Consider the following 19559-nt stretch of genomic DNA (forward strand, 5'->3'; position numbering starts at 1 on the left):
GGACCTGTTCCTGGAGTTAACGATTGCGGCTGCGCGCACTGTAAACCAAGTATGCAGGTCGACCCGCGAATTTCAATGAAATCAAGCACTTGCAGTGCATTCAGCACCTGGCCCGGGTTTCGCAATAGGGAGTGCAACCGCCACTCTTGCCCAGCCCGCCATGTCTGCCCTGTTCACCCCCACGCCCCGCACTTGTGATACCGCCCCTGCCCACCCTGCCCCGGCGCTGGACCTGCGCGCCATGGTGGGCGCCGCAGCCTGGGCACGCCTGCCCGCCGCCGTGCAACGCCGCTTTGGCACCGCACATGCCGATGTGGCCTATGAAGGCCAGATGGACCTGCGCTGCTCGCTGGTTGGCCATGTCTATGCCGCGCTGACCCGCGTCTGGGGCGGCCCACTCACCCACATCAACACCACCGCCCTGCCCGCCACCGTGCGCGTCAGCGACAACGGACGCGGTGGTGTGGTGTGGGAGCGCTGCTTTCACACCGGCACCGACAGCGGCGCGGACCGCACCGTGCGATCCACCAAGGAGCTGGGGCCCGATGGGCGCCTGCTGGAGCGCACCGATGGCGGCCTGGCCATGTCGCTGGACGTGCTGGAAGAAGACGGCGCGCTGGTGTTTCGCAGCCGCCGCTTCTGGTGGGTGCGGGGGAATCTGCGCATCCCCGTGCCGGCCCTGCTGACCCCTGGCACCTGCCGCGTGGCGCACACCGACCTGGGTGGCGGGAAGTTCCGCTTCACGCTGAGCATGGTGCACCCCTGGTGGGGGGAGACCTTCCACCAGTCCGGGGTGTTCACAGACCCCTGCACCGAAGACGCCAGCCCTGACTATTCTTTGAACGCGCTCTGAGCGCACACAACAACAAGGACACCCGACCATGAGTGCCATGACCCCTCTTTTTATGCTGCTCTCCGTGCAGGCCGCCATGGGCGCGTTTGACAACTGGTGGCACCACGAGCTGCAGGCCCGCCTGCCCCATCGCCCATCGGCCCGGTATGAACTGGCGCTGCATGCGGCACGCGAGGCGATCTACGGCGTCGTCTTCTTCGGGCTGGCCTGGTTTGCGTGGCATGGCGCCTGGGCGGCCCTGCTTGCCGCCCTGCTGCTGACCGAGCTGGGCATCACCCTGGCGGACTTTCTGGAAGAGGATCGCACCCGGCGCCTGCCCCCGCTGGAGCGGGTGCTGCACACGCTGCTGACCATCAGCTACGGCCTGTTCCTGGGGCTGATGGCGCCCGTGCTGTGGGGCTGGCTGCAGCAGCCCACCGACCTGGTGGTCGCGCCCCATGGCTGGGTGTCGTGGTTGTTCACCGCGTTTGCGCTGGGGGTATGGGCCTGGAGCGTGCGCAACCTGCGCGCCGTGTTGCGCCTGCGCCGCGCAGCGGCACCTGCAGCCCAGCCCCAGACCGTGCCGGGCAACAGCCAGCACCACACCGCCCCTGCCACGCTGGTCGCCGGTGCCACGGGGTTTGTGGGCTGCGCCCTGGTGGCGCAACTGGTGCAGGACGGCCAGCGCGTGATCGTGCTGACGCGCGATGTGCTGCAGGCCCGCGCCAGTCTGGGCCCGGGCGTGTGGGCCGTGGACACGCTGGACGCAATCCCGCCAGAAACCCGCATCGACGCGGTGGTCCAGCTCGCCGGGGCGCGGGTGCTGGGCATGCCCTGGACGGCCGCGCGCAGGCGTGTGCTGCTGGCCAGCCGGGTGGACACCACCATGGCTGTGGTCGCGCTGATGCGGCGCCTGCACCACCGCCCGCGTGTGCTGGTCAGCGCATCGGCCGTGGGGTTTTATGGCGCATCACCCAACGCGTCGATGGAGCCGCTGGATGAAGCCGCGCCACCGCGCCCGGGCGAGTTCCAGTCCGACCTGTGTGCTGCCATCGAGCACGAGGCACGGCGTGCCGAAGCACTGGGCGTGCGTGTGGTGCGCTTGCGCCTGGGGGTGGTGCTGGGCAACGGCGGCGGCGCCTACCCGATGCAGGCCCTGAGCGCGCGCATGGGCCTGGGCGCCGTGCTGGGCCATGGCCGCCAGGCCGCGCCGTGGATCCACCTGACCGATGCGCTGGGGCTGATCCGCTTTGCGCTGGCCCGCAACGATGTGCAGGGGCCCATCAACGCAGTGGCGCCCGGCGGCGTTTCGCAGCGCAGCTTTGTGCAGGCCCTGGCCGCATCGTTTGGGCAGCGCGTGTGGTTGACCATGCCCGCCGCCCCCTTGCGCTGGGCGCTGGGCGAGATGTCTACCCTGCTGCTGGACGGCCAGAACGTGGTGCCCCAGGCGGCAGTGGCCCTGGGTTACCAGTTTGTGCACCCCGACCTGCCTAGTGCCTTGCGGGATCTCGCGGCCCGTGGCGAAGGCGGCGGGGCACCGTGATGCGGCGGCCGGGCTACTGGGCCCGGCCCCACCCCAAGGCCACATGCTGCAGCAGCATGATGGTCTTGCCGTCCTGGATCGTGCCGTTGGCAATGCCTGCCAGGGCCTCGGCCAGCGGCATCTCGATCACCTCGATGTCTTCGCCCTCCCCCTCCAGGCCGCCACCGCTGCGGATGTGGTCAGCGGGGTCGTATTCGGCGATGAAGAAATGCAGCTTCTCTGTGACCGAACCCGGACTCATGTAGGCCTCGAAGACCTTGCGCGGCTGGCGCACGCGGTAGCCGGTTTCTTCCTCGGCCTCGCGGCGGATGCAGGTTTCGGGGTCGTCGCCGTCGAGCAGGCCTGCGCAGGTCTCGATCAGCAAGCCGTCAGCGCAGCCATTGAGAAAGGCGGGTAGCCGGAACTGGCGCGTCAGCACCACCGTGCTGCGGCGCGGATCGAACAACAGCAGTGCAGCGCCGTTCCCCCGGTCATAAGCCTCGCGGCTCATCGTCTGCCATTCGCCATCGCGCCTGCGCAGCGAGCAGGTGACCTTGCGCAGCACGTACCAGTTGTCGGATAGCACTTGCACCTCCAGCAGTTTTACATGCTCGGTGCGGGCGTTCAGCTCGGCGACGGGGACATCGGGCACGAGGCGGCTCATACAAGGCTCCCTGCGGGATGACGTTGATGGCAACGTACGGCAGGCGCCAACGCTGAGGCAGTGCGGTCTGATGTTTTGCGCATGGTTTTGACAAGGTTGATTTAAGCAATATCATGCACAAACATGCAATTTCGTGCAATCACCTTGTCCAACCACTCATGCTGACCACCCAACGCAAACAGCTACTGCTCGCTCGACTTCAGCAGGACGGCCAGATCGTGGCCAAGGCCTTCAGCGAGGAGCTGGGCATCTCGGAAGACACCGTGCGGCGCGACCTGCGCGAGCTGGCCGCCGAGGGCCGCTTGCAGCGTGTGCATGGCGGCGCCCTGCCCGCCTCGGCCGCTGTGAGCAGTCTGCAAGTGCGTGAGCAGCTGGCCCCCGAAGACAAGCGCGCCCTGGGCCGCGCCGGGGCCGCGCTCGTGTTGCCCGGCCAGGTGGTGATCCTGGACGGAGGCACCACTTCGCTGCAGGTGGTGCAGCACCTGCCGCTGGACTTGCGCGCCACCGTGGTCACGCACAGCCCCACCGTGGCCGTGGCGCTGGCGGGGCATACGCAGGTGGAGGTGCTGGTGCTGGGCGGCCGGTTGTTCCGCCATTCCATGGTGAATGTGGGTGCCAGCGTGGTCGAGGCCGCCGCCCAGTTGCGGGCCGACCTGTACCTGATGGGTGTGACCGGCGTGCATGCCGAGGCCGGCCTGACCACGGGAGACTTTGAGGAAGCCGCCGTCAAGCGCGCCCTGCACCAGCGGGCGGCAGAGACGGTGGTGCTGGCCTCGCTCGACAAGCTGGGCACGGCATCGCCATTCAGCGTGGCCCCCTTGCGCGAACTGGCCGCGCTGGTGGTGCCAACCGCCACGCCTGAGGCGCTGCGCCAAAAGCTCCAGGCCGGTGGCGCCAAGGTGGAGATCGCAGCCGGCTGATCAGGCAATCAGGCAGTAGCGGCGCCAGCATCCTGGCGCAGGTGTGCGACCAGGGCTGCGGCAAAGCCTGTCAGCACCGCCCCTTTGCGCACGCAGATCTGCAGGTCGCGCTGCGCCCAGGGCTCGTCCAGCTCCACCAGCACCGGCGGCTCGCTCAGGCCCGCCACCTGCAAGGCCGCGCCCCGGGGCACCAGGCCAATGCCCACGCCCGCGCCCACCATGCGGCACACGGCCTCGAAGCTGCGTACCTGAATGCGCACGTCCAGGTGCCGCCCCAGCGCGGCGGCGGCATTGGTCGTGAAGGTATGAATGGCCGAGCCAGCGTGCAGCATCACAAAGGCCTGGTCCAGCACCTCGGCAAACCCCACGCGGCCGCACGCCGCCAGCGCATGGCCTGCGGGCACGATGAGCACCAGGCGGTCCTGCCGGTACGGCGCCAGCTCCACCCCGGCGCCCGTGCCGCTGTCTGCCAGCACGCCCACCTCGATCTCGCCATTGGCCACGGCCACCACAATTTCGGCACTGGTGCGCTCTTCCAGGCTCACGCTGACCTGGGGGTGCCGCTTGAGAAAACCCGCCAAGTCGTCCGGCAAAAAGGTGTGGGTGGCGTGTGTGTTGGCCCACAGGCTCACATGGCCGCGAATGCCAGTGGCAAATGGCGAGAGGTTGGCATGCATCTGCTCGATGCTTGCCAGCACTTGGCGGGCGTTGCGTAGCAGGGCCTCGCCCGCGCGGGTCAGCGCCACACCACGAGTCTGGCGCTCGAACAGCGAGGTGTTCAGCGCCTCCTCCAGCCGCCGCAGCCGATGGCTGGCTGACGACGGCGCCAGATGGGCGCGCGCGGCGCCGCGCGTGAGGTTGCGCTCTTCGGCAATGGCGACAAACAGGCGCAGGTCGGTGAGGTCGTAGTTCAAAGCGGGCCCTTGGCGTTCGTCAGTAACGAACGCATGGTTGCTGGATCAGCAATTGTGCATTGCAGCATTTAAGGGCAGGATGCCAGCCTTCCCGATACAAAGTACGCAAATCGTTCGGCATACCGTACGAAATGCGCTGACCCGATACATGCCCTGGAAAAACTGGTCCTCCGAACGCCTTGGTCTCGCCCTCGCCATCCTCGCGGCGCTGGGTTTCTCGTTCAAAGCCATCTTTGTGAAGCTGGCCTATGCCGTGCCCCAGGCCGTACCGGTGGATTCCGTCACCCTGCTGTGCCTGCGCATGGCGTTTTCGGTGCCCGTGTTCGCCTGGGTGGGCTGGCGCGCCAGCCGCAACCTGGCCCCGCTGGCGGGGCGTGACTGGCTGGCCATCGTGGCACTGGGCCTGCTGGGCTACTACGGCGCAAGCATCCTCGACTTCATCGGCCTGCAGTACATCACCGCCAGCCTGGAGCGGCTGATCCTCTTCACCTACCCCACGCTCACCATCGTGATCGGCGTGCTCTTCATGGGCAAGCGGGCCTCCCGCCGGGAGCTGGGTGCGCTGTTGTTGTCCTACGCAGGCATTGGCCTGGCCTTTGCACACGACCTGCATGTGGCGGGCGATTCGCACGCCGTGTTGGTGGGCGCAGGGTTTGTGTTTGGCTCGGCCGTGTCGTATGCGTTCTACCAGGCGGGCAGCGAGCCTGCCATACGCCGCATGGGCGCGGCGCGCTTCACGGCGCTGGCGATGCTGGTCTCCACGGGCGCCACACTGCTGCATTTTGTGGTGTCGCAGCCTGCGGGTGCGCTGGTGCAGCCCGCGCCGGTCTACCTGCATGCGCTGGGCATGGCCGTGTTCTCCACCGTGTTGCCGGTGTTCATGACGTCGGCCGCCATCCGCCGCATCGGCGCCTCCAAGACCGCGCTCGTCGGCACGCTGGGGCCCATCCTGACGATCTTTTTTGGTGTCTGGCTGCTGGATGAACCGTTGACGTGGTGGCAGATGGGGGGTGCGGCCCTGGTGCTCGCGGGGGTGATGCTGATCGGGCGCCGCAGCGCACCCCCACCCTTGCCGAAGGCTGCAAAGCCTGCGATGTAGGCCCGCCGTCTGCCGGACTGACTGGCTACGGCAAGTTTTCCCGAAAGATGACCTGGCTGCGGGTGGCCTCCACACCGCTCGTGGCGTCCCGCCCGTCCCGCAGGTTGGCAAAGATACGCACGCAGTTCATCACCGCGCCGAGCGGGTTCTGCGTGATGACCGCGTCCATGGTGCCGTCGATCAACAGCGCGCGGGTGTCCGGCGTAAGGCCGTGGCCGATGAAGACCACCTTGTGTTCCAGCCCAGCCTCCTTCAGGGCGCGGCCAATGCCTTCGGCGCCGCCGCCGATGTTGTAGATGCCGGCCAGGTCCGGGTGCTGCTCCAGCAGGCTGCGCGCCTGCTGGTAGTTGCGCTCGGCGTCGTCCTGGCCCTCGCGCACGCCCACCACCTGCACCAAAGGGAATTGTTCTTCAAACAGGTGCAGAAAGCCCGCCTCGCGCTCCTCGTGCGCGCGGTAGCGCAGCGAGCCCACGATCATCGCCACGCGGGCGTTGCGGCTGTGCGCCAGCGGGCCCATGAAGCGGGCAATGAGGTAGCCCGCAGTGCGGCCCGCGGCGCGGTTGTCCAGGCCCACATAGGCCGCCCGGCGCGAGCTCGACAGGTCCGAGATCAGTGTGACGGTGGGCACACCCTGCTCGGCCAGTTGGGCCACGGCCTCACGCACCACGGGGTGCTCCAGCGCCATGAAGGCAATGCCGTCGCAGCGCTTGCCATGGTGCAGCAGCGCGCGGGCCAGGGCTTCGGGGTTGAAGCTCTCAATGTAGGCGGCCTGGCAACGCACGTTGAAAGGTGCCCAGTGCTCCTGCGCGTAGCCGATCACGTCGCCCAGCATCTGCAAGAAGCGGTTGCTGCCCTCGGGGATCAGCACCATCAAACGCAGGGGCTGCGGCTGGGCCTGCAGCGTCGTGTGCGCCTCTGCCTGCGGCAAATACCCCAGGCTGATGGCCGCCTGCATCACACGTTGCACGGTGGCACTGCGTACGCCTGCGCGCTGGTTGAGCACCCGGTCTACCGTGGCGGTGGAGACGCCGGACAACTGGGCGATATCAGGGATGCGGGGGTGTTTGGACATAAAAACAATCAAAATCCATCATTGCATTTGCTGGTATTTGATGGATTCTGCGGATAGTATCACTGCAGCTTCGGTGCCGAAAGGCATCAAATTCGATCAGTACAAACCCTAGATTGCGGCGGCACAGACCGACTGCACAGGAGACAAGTCCATGCCTGATATCCCTTCTTCGTTTCGCCGACACGCGCCCCGCCCCGCCCGCCTGGGCTAGATCGCTGCTGCGGCTCCATGCAATACGAATTCGACTTTGCCAGCGTGCTGGCCAACTGGCCCCAGTTTCTGGAAGGGGCCTGGATGACCATCCTGCTGTCCTTCCCGGCCACGGTGATTGGCTTTGTGGGCGGCACGCTGCTGGCCATTGGCCGGCGCGGCCACACGCCTTGGGTGGCCAAGGCCTGTGGCGCCTATGTGGAGGTGCTGCGCAACACGCCGCTGCTGGTGCAGGTGTTCCTGGTGTTTTTCGGCCTCGCCAGCCTGGGCTGGAAGGTGCCTGCGTTTGCGGCGGCATTGCTGACGCTGGTGATCAACGTGGCGGCCTACACCTGCGAAATCATGCGCGCCGGCATGGACTCCATCCACAAGGGCCAGATCGAGGCCGCCGAATGCCTGGGCCTCACGCGGCGGCAGGTGTACTGGCATGTGGTGCTGCGCCCGGCCATGGAGAAGGTCTACCCGGCGCTCACCAGCCAGTTCGTGCTGCTGATGCTGGCCTCGTCCATCACCTCGCAGATCTCGGTGGAGGAGCTTACGGCCATCGCGGCCCGCGTGCAGTCTGAAACCTTCCGCCCCTTTGAGGCCTACATCCTGGTCGCCGTGGCCTACCTGGTGCTGTCGCTGCTGATGCGCGCCGGGCTGTGGCTGTTCGGCCAGATCGTGTTCACGCGCCAACGCAAACTGAGGAGCGCCAAATGATCGACGGTGGACTGAATGCCTACCACCTGCAGTACCTGCTGTTCGGCGCGCTGTGGACCATCGGCCTGTCGCTGATCGCCTTTGTGGGCGGCGGCCTGGCCGGGGGCGTGATTGCGCTGTGCCGCGTCAGCCCCATCAAGGCGGTGCGCTGGGCCACGATTGCGTGGATCCAGACCATCCAGGGCACGCCGCTGCTGGTGGTGCTGTTCCTGTGCTACTTCGGCCTGTCCATCATGGGGCTGGAGCTGCCCGCCATCGTGGCCGCCAGTATCGCGATGATTGTTTACGTCAGTGCCTACCTGGGCGAGATCTGGCGCGGCTGCATCGAATCGGTGCCGCGCACGCAGTGGGAGGCGGCCGAATGCCTGGCCCTGTCGCGCACCCAGCGCATGCGGCTGGTGGTGCTGCCCCAGGCGGTGCGCATTGCCACCCCGCCCACGGTGGGCTTCATGGTGCAGATCGTCAAGAACACGTCGCTCGCGTCCATCGTGGGGTTCATCGAGCTGGTGCGTGCCGGGCAGCTCATCAACAACTCCATCTTCCAGCCCTTCACCGTGTACCTGCTGATTGCCATCGTGTACTTCGCAATGTGCTACCCGCTGTCGGTCTGGAGCCGCAAGCTGGAGCAGCGCCAGCAGTTTGGAAACCGTGGCACAGCCACCCCTTCTGTGACCACCGCATGAAACGAGAAGACACCATGAACCTCGCCCGAGACGCTGCCGTGCAACCCCTCCAGCCAGCGGCTTCGCCTGCGCACACCGTCGTTGAGCTGAAGGGCGTGCACAAGAGCTTTGGCAGCAACCAGGTGCTCAAGGGCGTGTCGTTCGCCATTCCCAAAGGCCAGGTCGTGGCCATCATTGGCAAGAGCGGCTCGGGCAAAAGCACGGCGCTGCGCTGCATCGACCGGCTGGAGATCATCGACAGCGGCACCATCCACGTGTGCGGCCACGCGGTGCACGACCCGGCCATCGACCTGCGCCAGCTGCGGCAGGACGTTGGCATCGTGTTCCAGAGTTATAACCTGTTCCCGCACCTCACGGTGGAGCAGAACATCACCCTGGCCCCCAAGGCCGTGAAGAACATGCCCGCCACCCAGGCGCGCGCCATTGCCGCCCGCACCCTGCAGCAGGTGGGCCTGGCCGACAAGGCGCAAGCCTACCCCGAGCAGCTTTCGGGCGGCCAGCAGCAGCGCGTGGCCATTGCACGGTCGCTGGCCATGGAGCCGCAGGTCATGCTGTTCGACGAAGTGACCTCGGCGCTGGACCCGCAGCTCACCGGCGAGGTGCTGCGCGTCATCGAATCGCTGGCCCAGGGCGGCATGACCATGGTGCTGGTCACCCACGAGATGGAATTCGCCGCGCGCGTGGCCGACACCGTGATCTACATGCACGAGGGCAAGGTCTGGGAGACCGGCCCTGGCGACATGCTGAAGAACCCGCAAACGGCCGAGCTGCGCGACTTTCTGTCGCACGGGCTGTGATCCGTTCCTTTTTTGATTCCCTTGCCAAAAACCACCAGGAGACATTTCACATGACCGCTTCCCGCACCCGCATCCTGCGCCGCGCCCTGCTCGCCACCGCCGCAGCCGCCCTGTGCCTGCCCGCCATGGCAGACTTGGCAGAGATCAAGTCCGCCGGCAAACTGCGCGTGGGCATCGACTTTGGCGCGCCGTTTTATGGCTATGTGGACGAGAAGATGAAGCCCGTGGGCTCAGACGTGGAAGCGGCCGAGTTGCTGGCCAAGGACCTGGGCCTGACGCTGGAGATCGTGAACACCACCAACTCCGCGCGCATCCCCAACCTGCTGTCGAACAAGGTGGACCTGATCATCTCGTCGCTCTCCATCACGCCCGAGCGCCAGAAGGCCGTGGACTTCTCCATGCCCTATGGCGCCATCCAGGCGGCCGTAGGCGCGCCCAAGAGCCTCAAGCTCACCAGCATCGACGACCTGGCGGGCAAGACGGTGGCCGTGACGCGCGGCGGCCCGCAGGACAAGATCGTGACCGAGCGCGCGCCGCAGGCCAAGGTGGTGCGCTTTGACGACGAATCTGCCTCCATCACCGCCGCTGCCACGGGCCAGGCCGACATCGTGGCTATCACGCCGCCCATCATCGCGGCCATCGCCAAGAAGAACCCCGCCCGCGAGTTCGAGACCAAGTTCATCCTGCAGTCTTACCAGCTGGGCATGGCCATGCGCAAGGGCCAACCCGAGCTGATGAAGGCCGTCAACGGCTGGATCAAGACCAACCTGACCAACGGCAAGCTCAACGACATCCACCTGAAGTACGCGGGCGTGCCGATCCCCAAGGAAATCATCGACGGCGCCAAGTAAGCGCCTTCCAACCCAGCGCCTGCAACGTGGGGCGACATGACGGGCGGTGGGCCATGCCACCCGCCCGGCTGCGCCCTGCCCCGCCCCATCACCACAAAGGAAATTCTTATGAGCCGTCATTTCGGCGCCATCCGCCAGCTGGGCTATGTGGTCCACGACATCGAAGCCGCCATGGACTACTGGAGCAACACCCTGGGCGTGGGCCCCTGGTTCTACAACCCCAAGGTTCCGATCAAGAACTACGTCTACCGGGGTGAGTCGCACGAGCCGCACAACTCGGTGGCGCTGGCCAACTCGGGCTACGTGCAGGTCGAGCTGATCCAGACCCGCAACGACGTGCCCTCGATGTACCGCGACTTTCTGCAGGCCGGGCGCACCGGGCTGCAGCACGTGGCCTACTGGACCAGCGACTACGACGTGGACCTGGCGCGGCTGACAGCCCAGGGCTTCAAGGCGGTGATGAGTGGCGAGGTGGGCGAGAAAGGCCGCTTCGTCTACTTCGACACCGAATACCACCCCGGCACGGTGATCGAGCTGTCGGAAGTGGCCGGCCCCAAGGGCCGCATGTTCGACCTGATCCGCGCCGAGTCGGAAACCTGGGACGGCAAGACCGACCCGGTGCGCCCCTTCCCGGACCTTTCCAAGATCTGATTTCAAGCCCAATAGCCCTTTACCGCCTGTCCATCAAGCGCTAGCAGCTATCAAAACCATAGTGCACACTGCCCATGTCCCCAGACCGCTTTGAAGCCACCTACCTGATCGAAACCCCGCTGGACCCCGCCCACGTGGCCGAGGTGCTGGCGGGCGAGCAATCGTGTGGCACCTTCACCCGGGTGGAGGGCGAGACCGATGCGCTGCGCGAACGCGCCCGCGCCACGGTCGAATCCATCGAGCTGCTGGACGTGGCGCCCGCCCCCTCGCTGCCCAACGGCTGGATGCAGCGGCGCGGCATGTTCGGCACGCCGCAGACCTGGCAGCGCGCCCGGCTGCGCGTGAGCTTCCCCAGCAGCAACGTCGGCCCCAACCTGCCGACGCTGGCGGCCACGGTGTCGGGCAACCTGTTCGACCTGGGCGAGGTCACCGGCTTGCGACTGGAGTCGATGAAGCTGCCGCGCGCCTACCGCGAGCAGTTTGACCTGCCCCGCCAAGGTATTGCAGGCACACGCGCGCTGACCGGCGTGCAGGGCCGCCCGCTCATCGGCACCATCATCAAACCCAACGTGGGTTTATCGGCAGAAGAAACCGGTGAACTGGCGGGCCGCCTGTGCGCAGCCGGGGTGGACTTCATCAAGGATGACGAGGTCTGCGCCAACCCGGTGCACGCCCCGCTGGCCGACCGCGTGAAATCCGTGATGCGCCGCGTGCGCGCCCACCAGGACAAGACCGGCAAGCTCGTCATGGTGGCGTTCAACATCACCGACGAAACCGATGCCATGCGCCGCCATGCCGACCTGATTGCCGCCGAGGGTGGCAGTTGTGTGATGGTCAGCCTGAACTGGTGCGGCTACTCCGCCGTGCAGACGCTGCGCCGCCACACACAGCTGGCCTTGCACGGCCACCGCAATGGCTACGGCGCCCTGTCGCGCCACCCGTTGCTGGGCTTTTCATTCAACGCCTGGCAGACGCTGTGGCGCCTGGCGGGTGTGGACCACATGCATGTGCACGGCCTGCAGGGCAAGTTCTCGCAGACCGATGAGGAGGTGATCGAATCCGCCCACGACACCCTGACCCCGCTGTGCGAAGGGCTGGACGACCGCGTGCTACCGGCCTTCTCCAATGGCCAGTGGGCCGGCACGGTGCCCACCACCTGGGACAGCGTGCGTAGCAACGACCTGCTGTTCATGTCCGGCGGCGGCATCCTGGCCCACCCCGATGGCGCGGCCGCTGGCGTGGCCAGCCTGCAGCAGGCCTGGGACGCGGTGCAGAACGGCGAAACGCTGGCCCAGCGCGCAGAACATGCCGTTGAACTGCGCCACGCCATCGACTTCTTTGGCAAGAAGCACTGAACCATGTTCACCACAGCTCCCCGGTTTGGCTGGTACGGCGACGACTTCACGGGCGCCACGGACACGTTGGCCGTGCTGGCCCAGGCGGGCCTGCGGTCCATGCTGTTCATGGGCGTGCCCAGCGCAGAAGCTTTGATCGCCGCCGGGCCGCTGGACGCCGTGGGCATTGCAGGCGCCGCGCGCGCCATGCCACCCGAAGCCATGCGCGCCGAACTGGCACCCGTGGGCCGCTTTTTCAGGCAGATCGCGCCCACCGTGTTGCACTACAAGGTGTGCTCCACCTTCGACAGCGCTCCGCATGTCGGCAACATCGCCTGCGCCATCGAAACACTGCACCCCAGCGTGGAGAACCGCTGGGTGCCCATCCTCGGCGGCCAGCCCAGCCTGGGCAGATACTGCGCCTTCAGCAACCTGTTTGCTGCGGCCGGCACGGGGGGGGGCGTCTACCGCATTGACCGGCACCCGACGATGCACAGGCACCCGGTGACCCCCATGGCCGAAGCCGACTTGCGGGTGCACCTGGCGCAACAAGGTTTGCAAGGCATCACGGCACTGCATTACCCGCTGTACGAAGCAGACACCTTGCCCGGCTCTCTGAACACCCTGCTGGGCCATGGCGCGACCGCTGTGCCCGAGGTGCCCGAGGTGTCCGACACACCATTCGTGCCTACGCTGCTGGACCTGACCAGTGCAGACCAGCTGGCCACCTTGGGGCGCCTGCTGTGGCAACAAGCCCAGCGCGCCCGCTTGCTCGCTGTGGGGCCCAGCTCCGTGGCCCAGGCGTTGATCGCGTGCTGGGGCACCCAGACCAGCCAAACCGCCCCTGCCTTGGCACCATCGCCTGGCCCTGTGTTCGCCTGGGCGGGTAGCCTGTCACCCATCACAGCGGCCCAGGTCCAGGCCGCAACGTCCTATCAGCGCATCCCGGTGGACGCGCACCGACTGACCCATGACACCGACTACGCCCAGGCCACCCAACGCGCAATATGCGCCGGGCTGCAGCAGGGCCATCACGTGCTGGCCTACACCGGTCCCACGGACGGCGCTTCTGCTCCGTCCAGTGGTGCTTCGGCGGCCGTCGCCCCCGCCAGTGCGGCCCTGGTCGCCCGCGTGGTGCAGGCGCAGGCCGACAACGGCACGCCGCTGGGGCGCATTGGCATTGCAGGGGGCGACACCTCCAGCCACGCCGTGCAGGCGCTGCAGCTGTGGGGGCTGTCGTACCAAACCACGGTCTGCCCCGGGGTCACGCTAAGCCGGGCGCACAGCACCGATCCGTCGCGCCACGGGCTGGAGCTGATGCTCAAGGGGGGACAGATGGGTGGAGCGGACCTTTTCGAAAGACTGCTGAGCGCGGGCTGACGGAAATATCCAGGCGATAAAAAGCCCGCACATGGCGGGCTACTGACCAGGTTTTGCGAAGGCCTGAGGGAAAAGCAAGGCAGCAGGCACGCCCACCGCCATCCCGTCACACGCGAGGAACCGGGGTCCCCGAGTTCACGCACAGCGCCATGTTCAACGCCTTGATCGCGGTCTTGTAGTCCTCGCGTTCAATCACGAACTGCATGTTCACCTGGCGCAGTGTCTGGGACACGCAATTCACGTTGACGCGGGCATCGGCCAGCGCCTGCGCGGCCTTGGCCAGCACGCCAGGGATGCCAATGTTGGAGCCAATGGTGCACACGATCGCGCTGGGCTTGATCGTCACGACCTGGTAGTCCTTCTGCAGCTCGGCCACCAGCTCGGGCGTGACCTGGTTGTCCCACACCAGATGGGCGATGGAGTTGGCGTTGGTCGCCTTGAGGATGTAGCTCACATCGTGCTTGCAAAACACGTTCATCAGGCCCGCATCAAAGCCCACGGTACCTACCATGCTGGGGTCGTGGATCTCGATCAGCGTGACCTTGTCGGTGCCCGTGACGATCTCCACGCGCGCGCGCTCGCCCACAAAGTCTTTCGTAATGAGCGTGCCGGGGTGGTCGGGCTCAAAGGTGTTCTTCAGGCGGATCGGGATACCTGCCAGCTCCATGGGCTTGGCGGCCTTGGGGTGAATGGCTTCCATGCCCACGTCGGCCAGCTGGTCGGCCACGTCGTAGTTGGTGGCGCCCACCACAATGGCGTTTTCCAGGCCCACCAGGTTGGGGTCGGCGGAGGACAGGTGGAACTCCTTGTGGATCACGGCCTCGGCGGGGCGCACTTCCACGGCAATCTTGCTGAAGGTGACCTCGGAGTAGCCCCGGTCAAATTCGCGCATGATGCCTTCGGTGCCCTTGGTGTAGCCCGTGGCCACCACCACCTTGTCGCTCAGGTCCAGGCCCTTGAAGCTGTGGGCAATGCGCTCGTCAATGGTCCAGGCTTCGTTGTCGTCAAAACCGGCCAGGTCCATCAGGAGGGCGTTGACGCCATTGGCCTTGAGGATCTCGACCGAGTTGAACGCGCTGTGCGATTCGCCAATCGAGGCCAGCACTTCACGCGCCGCGAGCAACACGTCCTTGCGGCTCAAATAGCCGCTGGCCAGCACGTGCTGCATGGCGTTCAGATATTCGCGTGCCTGAGCAATGCGCTGGTCAATAAAGGCATCGGCCACATCCAGCGGCAGGCCCAGGTCGGCATAGCCGGCGTTGAGCTTTTTCAGGCTGGCGGCCAGTTGCGTCAACGCATCCTGGTAACCCTTGCCTTCGGCAAACAAGGCATAGATGCCGCGCTCACCCGTCTTCTTGTGCTCCAGCAGCTGGTTCGTCACGCCCGAGTAGGCGGACACCACGTAGATCCGGCCGTTGATGCGCTTGGGGTCGTGCAGCACGATGTGGCGCAACACATCGCCAAAGGCGGTCATGGAGGTGCCGCCGATCTTCTCGACAGAGATCTTGGAGTTTTGAACGTCTTGCATGGACTGACAGGCTCAGGGGAGCAAAGAAATGGGACAAACCGGGCAGGAATGCTGCCCATAGGGCAGCGCGGCAGTAAACCCGGTATTTTCCACCACTTTCATTCGGGCACTTTGACGCAGCCCGAAAGGAGGCGGCTTGATCCCGCTACAGCAGACTGCATTCCACAGGAGGGAGCGTCGCCAACAACTTCCGCTTTACAGATCAGCCCTCAACACCCCATTGCGCGTCGTGATGAAAAGCACAGCGTCTTTCAGAACAATGCCTTCTGGGGGGGGAATCACACTCGGCAAGGTACCAGGTACAAAACCGTACTTCCCAACCGTGCCAACCACGGTGCTCACCACACCACTGGTAGTGATTTTGCGCACCAAGGCATTGTTGCGATCGGCCACATACAAGTTGTCCTGACCGTCGATCTTGACGTCCACGGGGAGCCAGAACTTTGCTTGCGTTGCCGCCCCATCGCTGAAACCTGGAACTCCAGGTTGACCCGCAATGGTGCTGACCAAGCCCGCCGGAGTGACTTTGCGGACCACATGATTGGCGGGATCTGCCACATACAGATTGCCTGCAGAGTCCAGCGCGCCACCGCCAATGGAGGAAAACCGAGCAGAATCCCCCTTGCCATCCACTAGGCCCTGAACGCCCGCCTTGCCAGCCAGCAGACTCACAGTCTTGTCCGAATTGATTTTGTAAATTGCTCCATACGGCCTTGTCGGGACAAGAATGGGCAGGCCTGCGGTCGGTACTGTCGAGCCTGCTGCTACATACACCGCACCGGAATCATCTACCGCCAACACCTTTAATCCATCGGGCAGACTCTCGCCGCCCTCAAAGAATGATTTGACTGTGCCGTCGGGAGCAATCACTCGAATGCGCCTCCCACCGCCGACGTATGTATTACCTCGTCGATCTACCGCCGCCCCACTCATCGCATTTTGATATTCCATGCGAACGATACTCGTTGTGCCCCCTTCTGGGCTTATGCGGCGCAGAGAGTAGGAGTCGTCAATGTGGCTCGACAAGTGGCTGTTTGGATTAACGAACCGGTCGAGTACGAACAGATTTCCATTCGCATCGATGGATGGGCTACGCGGATCTGAGAACTGTGCAGCGCTGCCAATTCCATCGCCCTCCCCCACCAGTCCCTTGTTGCCCGCATAAACACTTTCAACACCTTGAGTATCAATTTTCAGGATTGCAGTATTCCCAAAAACAGGTGCATTCCCACCAGCTCCGAGAGCAGACAGATAAAAGTTTCCAACTGCATCCCGCGCAAACCCGGTAAAGCTGTACGACCAGCCGGAGCCCCATGTTTGTGTTGGCTGCCGAACAGTGGAGACCAAACCAGCAGGCGTGACTTTACGGATAGCACCGTTGCCCTCCAACACGTACAAGTTGCCCACGGCATCCATCGTGATGGATTGAAGCTCCAAAAACCGCGCAGCGCTGCCCTCGCCGTCCACAATCTGGGATGCCCCCTCCGATCCCGCCAGGACTGTCATCTGCCCCGCAGGTGTGACCTTGCGAAGCACAGGTTGGTTGCGATCAGCGATGTAAATCGTTCCCTGCGCATCTACCACCAGGCTAGAGGACTGATAGACAAATGAAAACGCTGGAGTGGGCATTCCCTTGGAACTGATGGCATCGACCAAAGTCTCCACTTGGCCGTTTGCCCCCAGCTTACGCAGCTGGTTGTTGGCGGTGAAATACACCGTACCCGCAGCATCCACCGCCAGTGGTTTACCAACAGAGCACAACGCCATGGGAATTTGGCAGTTCGAATCGGTCGAGACGTTTGCCAGCGTAGTGACCGTGCCTTGAGGCGTCACCTTGCGTATGTAATCCCCCTTGTCAGAGATATACCAGTTGCCCTTGGCGTCCGCCGCAACAAACTGCGGATTCAAAAATTTGGCGGCTGCTCCTTGCCCATCGGCAAATGCGGCGACCATATCGCCGCCAGCCACCGTGCTCACCGTACCGTCCGCAGAAATTTTGCGTAGCGCATGATTGCCCACTTCGCCCACCATGAGATTTCCGGCTGGATCAACCGTCAGGCTTTGGATGCCGTAGAAGGTTGCGATGCTGCGAGCCCCATCCAGGTTGCCAAGTCCCCCCACGTCTCCAGCGAGCAGGGCGATTTTTCCCGTCGGAGCCGGTGGAGGGCCGACGTTGTCTCCCCCCCCTGAACCACCGCATGCCTGCAAGACCACGAGACTTCCAAACACTATTGCATGCCCGGTAAAGCGGGCCAAGTTCATCCATTTCAAAATCAACTCCCTGATTGTTGGTGCCAGTCGCGCAATGGCTCACACCTAACGATTGCAACTGGACTGTGCGCGTACAGTTCAAAGCAGTTTGCCATTTCAACAATGCGGAATCGAACTGCACGATGCCGAATCAGGTTTCCATCTGTAACAGCTCCAAGTCCTGCGAGCCCTAAACCTTTCTGCGTTACAAATAAAAAGGCCGCACAGCCCATATAGAGCTCGTGCGGCCAGCTACTTGATCAGTATTGGTTTGAGTAGATCGTCAGCTCACTTCTTCTGCGGCGGTACGTCCGTGCAGCTGCCATGCGCAATCTCCGCCGCCATGCCGATGCTTTCGCCCAGCGTGGGATGCGGGTGGATGGTCTTGCCGATGTCCACGGCGTCCGCGCCCATCTCGATGGCCAGGGCGATCTCGCCGATCATGTCGCCCGCATGCGTGCCCACCATGCCGCCGCCCAGGATCTTGCCGTGGCCGTGGGCCTCGGGCGAGTCGTCGAACAGCAGTTTGGTCACGCCTTCGTCGCGGCCGTTGGCGATGGCGCGGCCAGAGGCCGTCCAGGGGAACAGGCCCTTCTTGACCTTGATGCCTTGCGCCTTGGCCTGGTCTTCAGTCAGGCCCACCCATGCCACTTCGGGGTCGGTGTAGGCCACGGATGGAATCACGCGGGCGTTGAAGGCGGCGGCTGCCAGTTCCTTGTTGCCCTGCAGTTCGCCAGCGATGACTTCAGCTGCCACGTGCGCCTCATGCACCGCCTTGTGCGCCAGCATGGGCTGGCCCACGATGTCGCCGATGGCGAAGATGTGCGGCACGTTGGTGCGCATCTGGATGTCGACGTTGATGAAGCCACGGTCTGTGACGGCAACGCCAGCCTCTTCGGCGGCGATCTTCTTGCCGTTGGGCGTGCGGCCCACGGCCTGCAGGACCAGGTCGTACACCTGCGGTTCGGGGGCAGTGCCGCCCTCTTCCGCTGGCGCGAACGTGACCTTGATGCCTTCGGGGGTGGCCTCGGCGCCCACTGTTTTCGTCTTCAACATGATGTTGTCGAAGCGCTTGGCGTTCATCTTTTGCCAGATCTTGACGAGATCGCGGTCCGCGCCCTGCATCAGTCCGTCCATCATTTCCACCACGTCCAGGCGTGCGCCCAGGGTGCTGTAGACGGTGCCCATTTCCAGGCCGATGATGCCGCCGCCCAGGATCAGCATGCGCTTGGGCACTTCCTTGAGCGCCAGGGCGCCGGTGGAATCGACCACGCGCGGGTCGTTGGGCATGAAGGGCAGGCGCACGGCCTGGCTGCCAGCAGCGATGATGGCGCGCTTGAAGGCGATGACCTTCTTGGTGCCCGTCTTCTCTTGGCCAGTGCCGGTGGTTTCTTCCACTTCAAGGTGGTTGGCGCCGACAAAAGCACCGTAGCCGCGCACGGTGGTCACCTTGCGCATCTTGGCCATGGCGGCCAGGCCGCCGGTGAGCTTGCCGATGACCTTTTCCTTGTGGCCGCGCAGCTTGTCGATGTTGACGGCAGGCGCACCAAAGTCCACGCCCAGGTCGGCCATGTGGCTGACCTCGTCCATGACGGCTGCCACGTGCAGCAGCGCCTTGGAGGGGATGCAGCCCACGTTCAGGCACACGCCACCCAGGGTGGCATAACGCTCGACGATGACGACCTTGAGGCCCAGGTCGGCCGCGCGGAAGGCGGCGCTGTAGCCACCGGGGCCGCCGCCGAGCACGAGCACGTCGCAATCCAGGTCGGCAGAGCCAGCAAAGCTGGATGCTACTGGATTGATAGCTGCTTGGGCTTGCTGAACGGGCGCAGGGGCCTGTTTTTGCTCAGAAACTGCAGGCGCTGGGGCGGCCGCAGGTGCTGGAGCTGCTGCGCCTGCGCCCTGCACTTCCAGCGTCAGCACCACCGATCCTTCGGCGATCTTGTCGCCGAGCTTCACTTTCAGCTCTTTGACCACGCCTGCATGGCTGGAGGGGATCTCCATGGAGGCCTTGTCGGACTCCACGGTGATCAGGCTCTGCTCTGCCTTGATGGTGTCGCCGGGCTTGACCAGCACTTCGATGATGGCCACTTCGGCGAAGTCGCCGATGTCGGGCACCTTGATGTCGATGATTGCCATGGTGTGTCTTG

The 19559-nt window shown here is 64.8% G+C and carries 17 protein-coding genes; 11 read left to right on the forward strand and 6 right to left on the reverse strand.

What is annotated here, in order from left to right:
* Positions 1 to 160: 160 nt before the first annotated feature.
* Both ACSQ3O_RS13760 and ACSQ3O_RS13765 read left to right on the forward strand, forming a co-directional pair.
* Positions 161 to 853, forward strand: a complete 693-nt coding sequence (locus ACSQ3O_RS13760) for a DUF4166 domain-containing protein (RefSeq protein WP_436139294.1) — start codon at positions 161 to 163, stop codon at positions 851 to 853.
* Between the two features lie 28 nt (positions 854 to 881).
* Complete coding sequence (locus ACSQ3O_RS13765) at positions 882 to 2375, forward strand: TIGR01777 family oxidoreductase (RefSeq protein WP_436139295.1); 1494 nt, start codon at positions 882 to 884, stop codon at positions 2373 to 2375.
* Between the two features lie 13 nt (positions 2376 to 2388).
* Here the strand turns inward: ACSQ3O_RS13765 and ACSQ3O_RS13770 are convergent, their stop codons facing one another.
* The gene (locus tag ACSQ3O_RS13770) at positions 2389 to 3018 is read right to left on the reverse strand and encodes an NUDIX domain-containing protein (RefSeq protein WP_436139296.1); all 630 of its coding nucleotides are present in this window, start codon (positions 3016 to 3018) and stop codon (positions 2389 to 2391) included.
* A gap of 158 nt (positions 3019 to 3176) precedes the next feature.
* On the opposite strand from ACSQ3O_RS13770, the gene ACSQ3O_RS13775 reads away from it, so the two are divergent.
* On the forward strand, positions 3177 to 3938 hold the full coding sequence (locus ACSQ3O_RS13775) for a DeoR/GlpR family DNA-binding transcription regulator (RefSeq protein ID WP_436139297.1): 762 nt from the start codon (positions 3177 to 3179) through the stop codon (positions 3936 to 3938).
* Between the two features lie 8 nt (positions 3939 to 3946).
* On the opposite strand, the gene ACSQ3O_RS13780 is transcribed toward ACSQ3O_RS13775, so the two are convergent.
* Positions 3947 to 4852 carry a LysR substrate-binding domain-containing protein gene (locus ACSQ3O_RS13780; protein WP_436139298.1) on the reverse strand — a complete coding sequence of 302 codons (906 nt, stop codon included), beginning with the start codon at positions 4850 to 4852 and terminating at the stop codon, positions 3947 to 3949.
* Positions 4853 to 5000: 148 nt separating this feature from the next.
* On the opposite strand from ACSQ3O_RS13780, the gene ACSQ3O_RS13785 reads away from it, so the two are divergent.
* Positions 5001 to 5951, forward strand: a complete 951-nt coding sequence (locus ACSQ3O_RS13785) for a DMT family transporter (protein ID WP_436139299.1) — start codon at positions 5001 to 5003, stop codon at positions 5949 to 5951.
* Between the two features lie 25 nt (positions 5952 to 5976).
* Here ACSQ3O_RS13785 and ACSQ3O_RS13790 read toward each other — a convergent pair whose 3' ends face one another.
* Positions 5977 to 7023 carry a LacI family DNA-binding transcriptional regulator gene (locus tag ACSQ3O_RS13790; RefSeq protein WP_436139300.1) on the reverse strand — a complete coding sequence of 349 codons (1047 nt, stop codon included), beginning with the start codon at positions 7021 to 7023 and terminating at the stop codon, positions 5977 to 5979.
* Between the two features lie 228 nt (positions 7024 to 7251).
* Between ACSQ3O_RS13790 and ACSQ3O_RS13795 the strand changes: the two genes are divergently transcribed.
* From ACSQ3O_RS13795 to ACSQ3O_RS13825, 7 genes are all read left to right on the forward strand, one after another.
* Positions 7252 to 7935 (forward strand): amino acid ABC transporter permease, encoded by a 684-nt coding sequence (locus tag ACSQ3O_RS13795; RefSeq protein ID WP_015014010.1) that lies wholly within the window; start codon positions 7252 to 7254, stop codon positions 7933 to 7935.
* On the forward strand, positions 7932 to 8618 hold the full coding sequence (locus ACSQ3O_RS13800; protein ID WP_436139301.1) for an amino acid ABC transporter permease: 687 nt from the start codon (positions 7932 to 7934) through the stop codon (positions 8616 to 8618). The genes ACSQ3O_RS13795 and ACSQ3O_RS13800 overlap by 4 nt, the downstream gene beginning before the upstream one ends.
* Positions 8619 to 8632: 14 nt before the next feature.
* Positions 8633 to 9415: an amino acid ABC transporter ATP-binding protein gene (locus ACSQ3O_RS13805; RefSeq protein WP_436139302.1), complete on the forward strand. Its 783-nt coding sequence runs from the start codon at positions 8633 to 8635 to the stop codon at positions 9413 to 9415.
* A gap of 50 nt (positions 9416 to 9465) precedes the next feature.
* Positions 9466 to 10266, forward strand: coding sequence for a transporter substrate-binding domain-containing protein (locus ACSQ3O_RS13810; RefSeq protein ID WP_436139303.1), 801 nt, complete (start codon positions 9466 to 9468; stop codon positions 10264 to 10266).
* A gap of 108 nt (positions 10267 to 10374) precedes the next feature.
* Positions 10375 to 10917 carry a VOC family protein gene (locus ACSQ3O_RS13815; RefSeq protein WP_436139304.1) on the forward strand — a complete coding sequence of 181 codons (543 nt, stop codon included), beginning with the start codon at positions 10375 to 10377 and terminating at the stop codon, positions 10915 to 10917.
* A gap of 74 nt (positions 10918 to 10991) precedes the next feature.
* Positions 10992 to 12272 (forward strand): ribulose-bisphosphate carboxylase large subunit family protein, encoded by a 1281-nt coding sequence (locus ACSQ3O_RS13820; protein WP_436139305.1) that lies wholly within the window; start codon positions 10992 to 10994, stop codon positions 12270 to 12272.
* 3 nt (positions 12273 to 12275) lie between these two features.
* The gene (locus tag ACSQ3O_RS13825; protein ID WP_436139306.1) at positions 12276 to 13631 is read left to right on the forward strand and encodes a four-carbon acid sugar kinase family protein; all 1356 of its coding nucleotides are present in this window, start codon (positions 12276 to 12278) and stop codon (positions 13629 to 13631) included.
* A gap of 106 nt (positions 13632 to 13737) precedes the next feature.
* Here the strand turns inward: ACSQ3O_RS13825 and ACSQ3O_RS13830 are convergent, their stop codons facing one another.
* The 3 genes from ACSQ3O_RS13830 to lpdA all read right to left on the reverse strand — a co-directional run bounded on the left by ACSQ3O_RS13830 (position 13738) and on the right by lpdA (position 19548).
* The gene (locus tag ACSQ3O_RS13830) at positions 13738 to 15159 is read right to left on the reverse strand and encodes an aspartate kinase (RefSeq protein WP_436139307.1); all 1422 of its coding nucleotides are present in this window, start codon (positions 15157 to 15159) and stop codon (positions 13738 to 13740) included.
* Positions 15160 to 15354: 195 nt separating this feature from the next.
* Positions 15355 to 17430, reverse strand: a complete 2076-nt coding sequence (locus ACSQ3O_RS13835) for an NHL repeat-containing protein (RefSeq protein WP_436139308.1) — start codon at positions 17428 to 17430, stop codon at positions 15355 to 15357.
* A gap of 267 nt (positions 17431 to 17697) precedes the next feature.
* Complete coding sequence (lpdA, locus tag ACSQ3O_RS13840; RefSeq protein ID WP_436139309.1) at positions 17698 to 19548, reverse strand: dihydrolipoyl dehydrogenase; 1851 nt, start codon at positions 19546 to 19548, stop codon at positions 17698 to 17700.
* Positions 19549 to 19559: the final 11 nt, after the last annotated feature.

Origin of the sequence: Acidovorax sp. LjRoot74 (assembly GCF_964254355.1) — a bacterium.
GTDB lineage: Bacteria > Pseudomonadota > Gammaproteobacteria > Burkholderiales > Burkholderiaceae_C > Acidovorax.